Annotated in this window: 13 protein-coding genes; 5 read left to right on the top strand and 8 right to left on the bottom strand. The window is 72.9% G+C overall.

What is annotated here, in order from left to right:
- Window positions 1-40: 40 nt before the first annotated feature.
- Window positions 41-1,171, bottom strand: a complete 1,131-nt coding sequence (locus QMF98_RS04835) for a mannose-1-phosphate guanylyltransferase (protein WP_337974926.1) — start codon at window positions 1,169-1,171, stop codon at window positions 41-43.
- Window positions 1,172-1,330: 159 nt separating this feature from the next.
- Here QMF98_RS04835 and sdhC point away from each other — a divergent pair, with 159 nt between their 5' ends.
- The 4 genes from sdhC to QMF98_RS04815 are packed head-to-tail and all read left to right on the top strand — an operon-like array spanning window position 1,331 to window position 4,830.
- The gene (gene sdhC, locus QMF98_RS04830) at window positions 1,331-1,723 is read left to right on the top strand and encodes a succinate dehydrogenase, cytochrome b556 subunit (protein ID WP_263731676.1); all 393 of its coding nucleotides are present in this window, start codon (window positions 1,331-1,333) and stop codon (window positions 1,721-1,723) included.
- Window positions 1,723-2,172, top strand: a complete 450-nt coding sequence (locus tag QMF98_RS04825; RefSeq protein ID WP_263731677.1) for a succinate dehydrogenase hydrophobic membrane anchor subunit — start codon at window positions 1,723-1,725, stop codon at window positions 2,170-2,172. The genes sdhC and QMF98_RS04825 overlap by 1 nt, the downstream gene beginning before the upstream one ends.
- A gap of 25 nt (window positions 2,173-2,197) precedes the next feature.
- On the top strand, window positions 2,198-4,033 hold the full coding sequence (sdhA, locus tag QMF98_RS04820; RefSeq protein WP_337974925.1) for a succinate dehydrogenase flavoprotein subunit: 1,836 nt from the start codon (window positions 2,198-2,200) through the stop codon (window positions 4,031-4,033).
- Window positions 4,033-4,830: a succinate dehydrogenase iron-sulfur subunit gene (locus QMF98_RS04815; protein ID WP_263731679.1), complete on the top strand. Its 798-nt coding sequence runs from the start codon at window positions 4,033-4,035 to the stop codon at window positions 4,828-4,830. Before sdhA ends, QMF98_RS04815 begins: the two co-directional genes overlap by 1 nt.
- An 18-nt stretch (window positions 4,831-4,848) precedes the next feature.
- On the opposite strand, the gene QMF98_RS04810 is transcribed toward QMF98_RS04815, so the two are convergent.
- From QMF98_RS04810 to sigE, 6 genes are all read right to left on the bottom strand, one after another.
- Window positions 4,849-5,898, bottom strand: a complete 1,050-nt coding sequence (locus QMF98_RS04810; RefSeq protein WP_337974924.1) for a YihY/virulence factor BrkB family protein — start codon at window positions 5,896-5,898, stop codon at window positions 4,849-4,851.
- Between the two features lie 9 nt (window positions 5,899-5,907).
- A complete protein-coding gene (locus QMF98_RS04805; RefSeq protein WP_337974923.1) occupies window positions 5,908-6,501 on the bottom strand; it encodes a 2'-5' RNA ligase family protein in 594 nt (197 codons plus the stop codon).
- Complete coding sequence (gene trpS, locus QMF98_RS04800) at window positions 6,498-7,541, bottom strand: tryptophan--tRNA ligase (RefSeq protein ID WP_337974922.1); 1,044 nt, start codon at window positions 7,539-7,541, stop codon at window positions 6,498-6,500. The genes QMF98_RS04805 and trpS overlap by 4 nt, the downstream gene beginning before the upstream one ends.
- Entirely contained in the window at window positions 7,538-7,912 is a 375-nt protein-coding gene (locus QMF98_RS04795; protein ID WP_337974921.1) for a twin-arginine translocase TatA/TatE family subunit, read from the bottom strand. The genes trpS and QMF98_RS04795 overlap by 4 nt, the downstream gene beginning before the upstream one ends.
- 62 nt (window positions 7,913-7,974) lie before the next feature.
- Window positions 7,975-8,931, bottom strand: coding sequence for a zf-HC2 domain-containing protein (locus QMF98_RS04790; protein WP_337974920.1), 957 nt, complete (start codon window positions 8,929-8,931; stop codon window positions 7,975-7,977).
- Entirely contained in the window at window positions 8,928-9,530 is a 603-nt protein-coding gene (sigE, locus tag QMF98_RS04785; RefSeq protein ID WP_337974919.1) for an RNA polymerase sigma factor SigE, read from the bottom strand. The genes QMF98_RS04790 and sigE overlap by 4 nt, the downstream gene beginning before the upstream one ends.
- Before the next feature lie 207 nt (window positions 9,531-9,737).
- On the opposite strand from sigE, the gene QMF98_RS04780 reads away from it, so the two are divergent.
- Entirely contained in the window at window positions 9,738-10,370 is a 633-nt protein-coding gene (locus tag QMF98_RS04780) for an O-methyltransferase (RefSeq protein WP_337975542.1), read from the top strand.
- Between the two features lie 19 nt (window positions 10,371-10,389).
- Here the strand turns inward: QMF98_RS04780 and QMF98_RS04775 are convergent, their stop codons facing one another.
- Window positions 10,390-11,862, bottom strand: coding sequence for a leucyl aminopeptidase family protein (locus QMF98_RS04775; RefSeq protein WP_337974918.1), 1,473 nt, complete (start codon window positions 11,860-11,862; stop codon window positions 10,390-10,392).
- Between the last annotated feature and the right edge of the window lie 95 nt (window positions 11,863-11,957).

Below are 11,957 nucleotides of genomic sequence, written 5' to 3'. Positions count from 1 at the left end.
GCGCGACCAGCGGACGGACGCCCGCCGCTGCTCCGTACCGTCAGAGGAGGTCCTCCCGGCCCCGGGCACGCCACCCGTCGACCGCAGCCTTCACCGCCTGGGCGTGCTCGCGGGTGGTGACCAGCACCGCGTCGGCGGTGTCCACCACCACGGCTCCCGGCACCCCGACCACCGAGACGGTCCGACCGCCGGTCACCACCAACGCGTCGGCGGCGTCGACTCGCAGCACCGCGGCGTCGTCGCCGAGCGTCGTGCCGCCCGCCGCCTGCAGCAGCGCACCGAGCGAGGCGAAGTCGCCGATGTCGTCCCAGCCGAACTCGCCCGGCACCACGGCGACGCCGCCCGCGGCGGCGACCGGTTCGGCGATCGCGTGGTCGATCGCGATCTTGGTCAGTCCCGGCCAGATCCGGGCCAGCGCAGCGTCCCGCTCCGGGGTGTCCCACACCCGCGCGAGCTTGCGGACGCCGTCCGCCAGTGCCGGCAGCTGCGTGGCGAGGTGGTCGAGCAGCACCTGCGCCTTGACGATGAACATGCCCGCGTTCCAGCGGTACTCCCCCGTCGCCAGGTACTCCGCGGCCGTCTGCGCGTCCGGCTTCTCGGTGAAGCCCACGACGTGGCGCGCGCTCGGCGCCTCGGGCACCCCGAGCGGCGCACCGGCGTGCACGTAGCCGAACGCGGTGGACGGTTCGGTGGCGGCGATGCCGATGGTCGCGACGTAGCCGGCACGCGCGGCCGCGACACCCTCACGGACCGCCCGGCCGAACTCCTCGGCACCGCTGATCACGTGGTCGGCGGCGAACGAGCCGAGCACCACGTCCGGACCGTGCCGGTGCTCCAGCACCGCGGCCGCCAGCCCGATCGCGGCCATCGAGTCCCGCGGCGACGGTTCGGCCAGCACCCGCTCGGTGCCGTCGGCGAGCAGCTCGGGCAGCTGACCGCCCACGGCCGCGGCATGCCGAGCGCCCGTCACCACGAGCACGTTTCCGGCGCCCGTCAACGGCGTCAGCCGGTCCACCGTCGCCTGCAGCAGCGTGCGGCCCGTCCCGGTGAGGTCGAGCAGGAACTTCGGGTGGCCCGCACGGGACAGCGGCCACAGCCGGGTGCCGGCACCCCCCGCCGGGACGACGGCGTGGAAGCCGGGGACGGGCGTCGTGGCGAGGTCGGCGGGCATGGCGGCCAGGGTAGCGGCGCACGTCCCGGGCGGCTCCGGGCAGGGTCGTCGGGACGGCCACGCCGGGACCATCGGTCCGGAGCTCCGCGGCCCGGTCAGTACAGTGAACCCAGGACGTCGACGTCCTCCCCTGTGAACCTTCGCCAGGAAGGCCCTCAAGTGCCTACAGCGCCCTCAGCGCCGGCCGGAACGCTCTACCGCGGGCGGGAAGGCATGTGGTCGTGGGTCGCGCACCGCGTCACCGGCGTCGCGATCTTCTTCTTCCTGCTCGTGCACATCCTCGACACCGCGTTGGTGCGGGTGTCGCCCGAGGCCTACAACTCGGTGATCGGCACGTACAAGAACCCCGTGATGGGCCTGGGCGAGGCGGGGCTGGTCGCAGCGGTCGTCTTCCACGCCTTCAACGGCCTGCGGATCATCCTCGTGGACTTCTGGGCCAAGGGCGCCAGGTACCAGCGCGTGATGCTCTGGGTGGTCGTCGGGCTGTGGGTCCTCACCATGGCCGGCTTCCTGCCGCGGCACCTGATGCACGTCTTCGGAGGGGGCAACTGATGAGCGCGATCGCCGACCCGAAGGCCCCGTTCGTCCGCCGCAACCGGCGGACCACCCGGGGCAACACCGAGCTGTGGGGCTGGATCTTCATGCGCGCCTCCGGCGTGCTGCTCGTGGTGCTGATCTTCGGCCACCTGTTCGTCAACCTGTGGGCCGGCAAGGGCATCCACGCGATCGACTTCGGCTTCGTCGCCGGCAAGTGGGCGTCCCCGTTCTGGCAGGTCTGGGACCTGCTCATGCTGTGGCTGGCGATGATCCACGGCACCAACGGCGTCCGGACCGTCATCAATGACTACGCCGAGCGGGACACCACCCGGCTGGTGCTCAAGTCGGTCCTGGCGCTCGCGTTCGTGGTGGTGGTCGTGCTGGGCACCCTGGTGATCTTCACCTTCGACCCGTGCCCGGCGGGCGCCCCCGCAAACCTGCTGCCGTCGTTCTGCCACGCCTGACCGCGCCCGAGACCCGAGGACAACCATGCAGACCCATCAGTACGACGTGGTGATCGTCGGCGCCGGCGGCGCCGGCATGCGGGCGGCGCTCGAGTCGTCCACCCGCGCGCGCACGGCGGTCATCTCCAAGCTCTACCCCACCCGGTCCCACACGGGCGCGGCGCAGGGCGGCATGTGCGCCGCGCTCGCCAACGTCGAGGAGGACAACTGGGAGTGGCACACCTTCGACACCGTGAAGGGCGGTGACTACCTGGTCGACCAGGACGCCGCCGAGGTGATGGCCAAGGAGGCCATCGACGCGGTGCTCGACCTGGAGAAGATGGGCCTGCCGTTCAACCGCACGCCTGAAGGCCGGATCGACCAGCGCCGCTTCGGCGGCCACACCCGCAAGCACGGCGAGGCACCGGTGCGCCGGGCCTGCTACGCGGCGGACCGCACCGGCCACATGATCCTGCAGACCCTCTACCAGAACTGCGTGAAGCAGAACGTCGAGTTCTACAACGAGTTCTACGTGCTCGACCTGCTGGTGGACCACGACCTCGCGGCCGGCCACGTGCCGGAGGGCGAGGAGGTGCACGCCTCGGGCGTCGTCGCGTACGACCTGGCCAGCGGCGAGATCCACGTGTTCCAGGCCAAGTCCGTCATCCTGGCCACGGGTGGCGCCGGCAAGATCTTCAAGACGACGTCGAACGCGCACACCCTGACCGGTGACGGCATCGCCCTCGCCTACCGGCGCGGCATCCCGCTGGAGGACATGGAGTTCTTCCAGTTCCACCCGACGGGCCTGGCGGGGCTCGGCATCCTGCTGTCCGAGGCGGCCCGCGGTGAGGGCGCGATCCTGCGCAACAGCGAGGGCGAGCGCTTCATGGAGCGCTACGCACCGACGATCAAGGACCTGGCGCCCCGCGACATCGTCGCGCGGTCGATGGCCAACGAGGTGCGCGAGGGACGTGGTGCAGGGCCGAACAAGGACTACGTGCTGCTCGACCTGACCCACCTCGAGCCGGCGCACATCGACGCCAAGCTGCCGGACATCACCGAGTTCGCCCGCACGTACCTCGGTGTCGAGCCGTACACCGAGCCCATCCCGGTGTACCCGACGGCCCACTACCTGATGGGCGGCGTGCCGACCAACATCCGCGGCGAGGTGCTGCGCAACGAGACCGACGTGATCCGCGGGCTGTACGCCGCCGGCGAGTGCGCCTGCGTGTCGGTGCACGGCTCGAACCGGCTCGGCACCAACTCGCTGCTGGACATCAACGTGTTCGGCAAGCGGTCCGGCATCGCCGCCGCCGAGTACGCCGCGGACGCCGAGTGGGTGGACCTGCCGGAGAACCCGGCCGAGTCGGTCGAGGCCGAGCTCGAGGGCATCCGCACCCGACCGGACGGCGAGCGGGTCGCGGACATCCGCCGGGACCTGCAGCAGACGATGGACACCAACGCCCAGGTGTTCCGTACCGCGGAGTCCCTGACGCAGGCGTTGGAGGACGTCAAGGCGCTGCAGAAGCGCTACCAGGCCGTCTCCGTGCAGGACAAGAGCCGCACGTTCAACACGGACCTGCTCGAGGCGGTGGAGCTCGGCTTCCTGCTCGACATCGCCGAGACCGTGGTGGTCGGTGCCCTCAACCGCAACGAGTCGCGCGGCGGCCACTTCCGCGAGGACTTCCCCAAGCGGGACGACGCCGGCTACATGCGCCACACCCTCGCCTACCGCCGTCCGCTGACCGTGGACCCGGCGGAGACGGACGGCGACCAGGAGGGCTCGTTCCACCGCGTCACCCAGTTCGACGACTACCAGCTGGTCCTGGGCTCGAAGCCCGTCACCGTCACCCGCTACCAGCCGATGGAGCGCAAGTACTGATGACAGCAACCATGGACAAGCCCGCTGCCTCCGGCGCCCCCATGGGCGAGGTGCCGACGTTCGAGGTCCGGCTGAAGATCCGCCGCTACCAGCCTGCGGACGCCGAACCGGCGCCCTACGGAGAGGTGGTCGAGCAGGGACCCTCGACGTGGCAGGAGTTCGTGGTGCAGGTGCACGGCACCGACCGCGTGCTCGACGCCCTGCACAAGGTGAAGTGGGAGCAGGACGGCTCGCTCACGTTCCGCCGCTCGTGCGCCCACGGCGTGTGCGGCTCGGACGCGATGCGGATCAACGGTCGCAACCGGCTCGCGTGCAAGACGCTGCTCAAGGACCTCGACCCGACCAAGCCGATCGTCATCGAGCCGATCAAGGGCCTGGCCGTGATCAAGGACCTCGTGGTCGACATGGAGCCGTTCTTCGCCTCGTACCGCGAGATCATGCCGTTCCTCATCACGTCGGGAAACGAGCCGACCCGGGAGCGCCTGCAGTCGCCGACCGAGCGGGCGCGCTACGACGACACCACCAAGTGCATCCTGTGCGCCTGCTGCACGTCGAGCTGCCCGGTGTTCTGGAACGACGGCCAGTACTTCGGCCCCGCCGCGATCGTCAACGCGCACCGGTTCATCTTCGACAGCCGTGACGAGGGCGGCTCGCAGCGTCTGGAGATCCTCAACGACAAGGAAGGCGTGTGGCGCTGCCGCACCACCTTCAACTGCACCGAGGCCTGCCCCCGCGGCATCGAGGTGACCAAGGCGATCGCCGAGGTCAAGCGGGCGATGATCACCCGGGCCTTCTGAGCGTCGGCCTCCTGCAGCTCAGCCTCCCGAGCCGACCTTCGCGCCCTCCGGCGCGGGGGTCGGCTCCGGCTGTGTCAGGGGCGGGTTCGCAGTCCAGGCCGCAGCGAGCAGGACGATCCGCGACACGAGGTTGATCCACAGCAGCAGCACCACGATGACGGCGAACGACGCCAGCACGGGGTTGTGGCGCACGCTGCCGGACACCACCGACGTACCGAGCACGCGGACCACGCCCAGACCCACGCCGGCGATGGCGGCGCCACCGAGCAGGTCCTTGCGTGGCGGTGACTCACCGGCGAGGACCTTGACCACGACGACGAACGTCACCGCGTCGACGACGAAGGTCACGGCGATGCCGAGCACCCGGCCGGTGAACCGCGCCATGGCACCCCAGCCGACCGCACCGAGGAGCCAGTCCGCCGCAGAGGTCAGCGCGAGCCCGAGCACGGCGGACACCAGCACCGCGAGGCTCATGGCCGCGAAGCCACCGAGCTCCCGCAGCTTGTTCGACAGGGTGCTGCCGTGCTGCATCCGGCCGAACATCGCCCGGACACTGGTCTGGAGCGCGCCGACCGCCGACAGAGCGCTGAGCACCAGCGTGACCAGCGCGACGATCCCGGCCACCGAGAGACCGGCCGAGAGCCGCAGCTGGTCGGGCTTGATGACCCCCTTGCCGTCGCCGGTGTCGATCAGTCCAGGCAGGGTGTTCGCCACCGTGGTGATCACCCTGTCGTGCACGGCCTTGTTGCGGCCGAGCACCAGCATGAAGACCGACCACCCGAGGGTGAGCGCCGAGAAGACCGCGAACAGGGCCGCGTAGGCGATGCCGCCGGTCAGCAGCCCCCCGCCGGCGGCACCGAACCGCGCGTTCGCCCGGCCGGCACGACTGCGCTGCCACCACGCCAGCAGACGCTTGACCCGCTCCACGAGCCCGGTCCACGCCCCGGTACCGGATCGCTGGGCGGCCTCACCGGCCCCGGCGGGATCCGGGGCCGCGGCCGAGGCACGCGCATGTGCGGCGCCGGAGCCGGCCGGAGGCTCGACGGTCGGGTCGGTCTGATGGTCCACGGGCCGACCCTAGGTCGGCCGCACCACCCTGGCATCCGGTGCCGCGGGCTGCGGAACGCCCGCGCGAGCGGCGGCGCCGCGCAACCGGAACGTGCGGACGGCGCACCACGTCCCGTCGTCCTCCTGCTCGTAGCGGCTGAACCCCGTCACCACGAAGGTCGCCTCGAAACCGGAGAGCCGGTCGAAGACCTCGTCCAGTACCGGCTCCGGCACACCGTGCGCGACCGTGACGTGCGGGTGGTACGGGAACCGCACCGGCGTGGCGAGCGGACCCTGACGGATCCCGCGCTCGAGCTGTTCGCAGTCGGAGATGCCTCGGCTCAGCTGCAGGAACACGACGGGCGTCACGGGCCGGAACGTGCCGGTGCCCCGCAGCTGCACGACGAAGGGGCGGTGCGCCGACGCGACCGCCGCGAGGTGCGCGTCGACGTCGTCGAGCGCCCCGGCGACGAGGTCCGTCGGACCGAGCAGCGTGATGTGCGGTGCGATGGCGTGCGCCTCCGGGTCGCCGGTGGCGATGCGCTCGGCGCGCAGCACGGGACCGTGCGGCTCGGGGACGCCGACGACGACGCCGATCCGCACCACGCCGGGCGGCACGGTCATCGGCGCCCTCGGCGGGCGAGCAGACCGGACCGCTCGTAGAGCCGGTCGAGGGTGACGGCCGCGATGTCGCGGGCCTTGCCGGCGCCCTCCGCGAGCACCTCGTCGAGCGCCGCGGGGTCGGCGAGGAAGTGCTGCACCCGCTCCTGGAACGGGGTGAGGAAGTCGACCACGACCTCGGCGAGGTCCTTCTTCAGGTCGCCGTAGCCCCGGCCCTCGTACTCGGCCTCAAGCTGCGGCACCGAGCGGTCCGTCAGAGCGGAGAAGATGGTCAGCAGGTTGGCGATGCCGGGCTTGGCGACCGGGTCGAAGCGGATCTCCCGCTCGGTGTCGGTCACCGCGGAGCGGATCCGCTTGGCGACCACCTTGGGGTCGTCGAGCAGCTCGATCAGCCCGTTGGGGCTCGCCGCCGACTTGCTCATCTTGGCCGTCGGGTCCTGCAGGTCGTAGATCTTCGCCGTGCTCTTGACGATGAACGCCTCGGGCACCACCACCGACCCGGCCCCGAGCCGGGCGTTCAGCCGCTGGGCGAGCGTCCGGCTGAGCTCCAGGTGCTGGCGCTGGTCCTCCCCCACCGGGACGAGAGCCGTGTCGTACAGCAGGATGTCGGCGGCCATCAGCACCGGGTAGGTGAACAGGCCGACGTTGGTGCCCTCGGTGCCGTGGCGCGTCGACTTGTCCTTGAACTGGGTCATGCGACCCGCCTCGCCGAACCCGGTGTGGCAGGACAGGAGCCACGCCAGCTCGGCGTGCTCCGGCACGTGGGACTGGACGAACAGCATCGACCGAGCCGGGTCGACCCCCGCCGCCAGGTACTGGGCCGCCGTGCGACGGGTGCGCTCGCGCAGCACCGCGGGGTCCGGGCCGACGGTCAGGGCGTGCAGGTCGACGACGCAGTAGATCGCGTCGTGGTCCTCCTGCAGCGCCACCCACTGCGTCAGGGCGCCGAGGTAGTTGCCCAGGTGCAGCGAGTCGGAGGTCGGCTGCATCCCCGAGAACACCCGGGGCATGCCGGCGGTCAGCATCTGCGTGTCTCTCCTCATGTTGCCTCGTCGTCGTACGGCGCCGGTCCCGCGAGACCGACCTCGGACGACGGTACCGGCGAGCCGGTGGCACTCGTCGCCGGGCGGCCCACGGGACCCGCGGGACCCCGGCCGGTGCCGAGCCCGTCGTCCAGCAGCGCGTCGCGCACGATGCGGCGCGGGTCGTACCGACGCGGGTCCAGCGCCTCCCAGTCGATGCCGGTGTCGCCGAGCTCGGAGTCGACCCGGGCGCGCGCGTCCGACGCCAGCTGGCGCAGGCCCCGTGCCCAGCGGGCGAGCTGCTCGGCGTAGGCCGGCAGCCGTTCTGGCCCCACGACGAGGGCCACGACGACGAGCAGGATGATCAGCTCGCCACCGTTGATACCGAACACCGGCCAAGGCTACCCCGCAGGGATCGGCGCCCCCGGATGCCGGCGACCCGCTCGGTCTGCGGTCAGGGACCGGCCAGCACGTGGGCGACGGTCGACCAGCCGCGGCCGATCCGAGCCGGCACGCCGTCGTCGAACGGTGTGGCGGGGAACGCGGCCACGAGAGCCTCGACGCTGTCGTCGCGCGAGGCCGAGACCACCTCGACCACGCTGCCGTCGGACTGCCACACGAGGTGCCGCGGTGACGTGGAGAGCACGTACACGGCCCGGCCGTCCACCTGGTGCACCGCCACCCCGTGCAGCGCCGCGGTGTCCAGCCGCCCCTGCCTCTCGGTGACGACGACCGTGGCGCCCGTCGGGCCGGTCAGGTCGAGCTCGACCGACGTCTCCGCCGGGTCGCACCGGACCCCCGCGACCGCCCATCCGGCGGGCAGCTGCGGAGCGGTCCAGCCGCTGCCTGCGAGCGCGTCGACCGACGACGTCGACGTGGTGCGCACGGTGCCACCGGCGGACGGCGCCGGGGCGGCCGCCTGCCCGAGCAGCCCGAGCGCGACGGCCGGGTGGTCCGTGGGCACGACCGCGGGGCGGGCACCGAGCGCGAACAGCCCCGTCGCGGCCAGCCCGAGCCCGGCAACCGCCCCGACCACGAGGCGGCTCGGCGACCGGCGTGCGGTCACCTCGCCGCGCAACGCACTGGACTGACCGCGGAGCCCGAGGGCGCCGACCGCCGGACGCAGCGTGAACGCGGAGGCCAGCTCCTCGGAGCGCGGGGCGGCGAACGGGTCGCGCGGTGCGGGGCGGCGCTCGGGTGCCGGCGCCAGGGACAGGAGCCGTGCCGTCAGGTCGGGTGCGGGGTCGACGGGACCGGCGGCGGAGGCCAGCACGTCCCGCGCACGCCGGGCGGCCGCGAGCTCGCCGGCGCAGCGTGGGCACCCGGCGACGTGCGCGAGCGCCCGCTCCGTCTCCGCGACGGACAGCTGGTGGTCGACCAGCGCGCTGATCCGCGAACCGAGGTGGGTCATCCCCGAGCCCCCGCGACGGGTGCGGTGTCGCCGCCGAGCGCGAGCCCGACCGGCCTGGCGTCGTCCGCCTGCGGCCGCCGGTGCTCGAGCGACACCCGCAGCCGTGCCCGCGCGCGGTGGATGCGCGAGCGGACCGTGCCGAGCTTGATCCCGAGCGTGACGGCGATCTCCTCGTAGGAGAGCCCCTCGATGTCGCAGAGCACCACGGCGGCGCGGTACTCCGGTGGCAGCTCGTCCAGCGCGCGCTGCACGTCCTGGTCGAGGTTGCCGTGCTCGAAGGCGCGCTCGGGCGAGGCGAGCTCGTCCGGCGTGGTCCACCGCTCGGTGTCGTCGCCCATCGCGTCGATCCGGATGCGCTTGCGGCGCCGCGCCTGGTCGAGGAAGAGGTTCGTGGTGATCCGGTGCAACCAGCCCTCGAACGTGCCAGGCACGTAGGAGTCGAGCGAGCGGAACACCCGGACGAAGGTCTCCTGCGTCAGGTCCTCGGCGTCGTGCCGGTTGCCGGTGAGCCGGTAGGCGAGCCGGTACACCCGAGCAGAGTTGTCCCGGACGATCGCCTCCCACGTCGGGGCCTGCCACTCGGCGGGCTGCGTGGTCATCTGGTCCAGGTCCTCCTCCGGGCGGGTGGCCCGTTCGACGTCGACGGCCGGGTGTGGTCGTCTCGTGGGGTCGTCCGCCGATCCTCCCAGGGCCGAGCGGCTTCCCACCACTGCGCAACGTCCTGACCGGTCGATCGGTTCCGCCTCCGACGGCCCCGGACCCCGCACCGATACGCTGACCCGCGGAAACGCCATCAGGAGGTCACCATCCCCACCGACAAGGCCCAGAGCTGGGTCTACTGCGAGGAGTTCGTCCCCGAGGACGACGTGCTGCGCCGTGCCCGCGAGCGCGCCGACCAGCTCGGCTGCACCCCGGTGCTGCCCGGCACCGGGGCCGTGCTGCAGGTGCTCGCGGCTGCCAGCCGGGCCCGTGCAGTGGTGGAGATCGGCACGGGCGCCGGTGTCAGCGCCCTCTACCTGCTGCGCGGCATGCCCGCGGACGGCGTGCTGACCACGATCGACGTCGAGGTGGAGAACCAGCGCGCCGCCAAGGAGGCGTTCGCGGAGGAGGGTGTGCGGCCCACCCGTACGCGCACCATCTCCGGGCGGGCGCTCGACGTGCTGCCCCGGCTGACGGACGGCGCGTACGACCTCGTCCTGGTGGACGCGGACAAGGAGTCCTACCCCGCCTACGTCGAGCAGGCCGTGCGCCTGCTACGGTCCGGCGGCGTGCTCGCCGTGGACAACGCGCTGTGGCACGACCGCGTGGCCGACCCGGCACGTCGCGACGAGACGACGACGGTCGTCCGCGAGGTCGGTCGCACCGTCCGCGACGACGCCCGGCTGATCTCGACGCTGCTGCCCAGCGGTGACGGGCTGCTGGTGGCCGTCCGCCGCTGACGCGGCGTCCGACGGCCGGTCAGCTGAGGTCGGCCAGGTACTGCAGCAGCAGACGGGCGCCGTAGCCCGTCGCCCCGGCCGTCACCTCGTGGGCGTCGGCGGTGGCCCGTGCGGTGCCGGCGACGTCCAGGTGGGCCCAGCGGCGCGTGCCGACGAAGCGCTGCAGGAACAGGGCCGCGAACACCGAGCCGCCGCCCATGTGCTTGTCCCGCGCGGTCTGACGCACGTCCGCGACGTCGGAGCGGAGCGAGTCCTGGTACTCCGCCGACAGGGGCATCGGCCACGCGAGCTCACCGGTCGCCTGGCCGGCGGCGGTCAGCGCCCGCACGAGCTCGTCGTCCGTGCCGTAGAGAGCGGCGTGGCCGCGGCCGAGCCCGAGCGTCGCCGCACCGGTCAGGGTGGCGACGTCGATCAGCACGTCGGGGTCGAGCACCGCATCGGCATAGGCGAGGGCGTCGGCGAGGACCATGCGGCCCTCGGCGTCGGTGTTCTGCACCTCGACCGTCGTGCCGCCGTACACCCGCACCACGTCGTCCGGCCGGTAGGAGGCGGCGCCGACCTGGTTCTCCGCGAGCGGGAGGACCGCCGTGACGCGGTGCACCGAGCCGCTGTGCGCGGCGCCGAGCACCGTGGCGAGCGCGACGGCAGCACCCGCCATGTCGGTCTTCATCGGCACCATCGACTCGCGCGGCTTGATCGACAGGCCACCGGTGTCGTACGTGATGCCCTTGCCGACCACCACGACGTGGTGCGCGGCCGGCTGCGGCGGCGTGTACCTGGCGACGACCAGCCGGGGGGTCGAGGCGGAGCCGCTGCCGACCGCGAGGATGCCACCGAACCCCTGGGCGGCCAGCTCGCGGGGACCCAGCACCTCGACGCTCACACCGGCGCGCGCGGCCAGCCGACGCGCCTGGTCGGCGACCCACGCCGGGTTCTTCACGCCGGACGGCGTGTTCGCCAGGTCCCGCACCAGCCACGTCGCCGAGGCGGCCGTGCGGGCGGCGACGACGGCCGCACCGACCCGGCCACCGTCGCGGCCCAGCAGCACCAGCTCGGCGGCGGCCTTGACGGTGTCCTTGTGCGCACCGCTCGGCTGGGCGTAGGCGGCGAGGAGGTAGCCCTCGACGAGCGCCCGGGTCGTCCGCGCCACGTCCGACGACGCGGCGTGGTCGTCGTCGCCGAGGGTGGTCGCGACCGCGCGCCAGCCCCGCGACGCACGAGCCAGCGCCGCACCGGCCCGGCGCAGGTCGGCGTCCGAGCCCTGCCCGACCCCGACGAGCACGATCCGCGGGGGAAGGTCCGTCCACGGCAGGGCGACGGCCGAGCCGACCGGCCGTGGCAGCTGCACGACGGAGGACTCCCCGGCTGCGCCGGTCAGGCCGGAGCGCTCCGCCAGCTCCGCCAGGTCGATGCCGTACCGAGCCGCGGCCTGCGCGGTCCCGGAACCCGCGGCCAACCCCTCGTCACCCTCGCGCCCCGGTGCGACCGGCACGGCGACGGCGTCGAGAGAGCCGTCCGTGAGCAGAGGGCTGTCCGCGAGCGCGCTGCCCGACAGCGTGACGGTCGGAGGTGTGCGATGACGTGCCG

It is taken from the genome of Cellulomonas sp. NTE-D12, from assembly GCF_027923705.1.
In the GTDB taxonomy this organism is placed as follows: Bacteria; Actinomycetota; Actinomycetes; order Actinomycetales; family Cellulomonadaceae; genus Cellulomonas.
The sequence above is the reverse complement of the archived record's forward strand: the minus strand, read 5'-3'. Positions and strand labels throughout refer to the sequence as shown.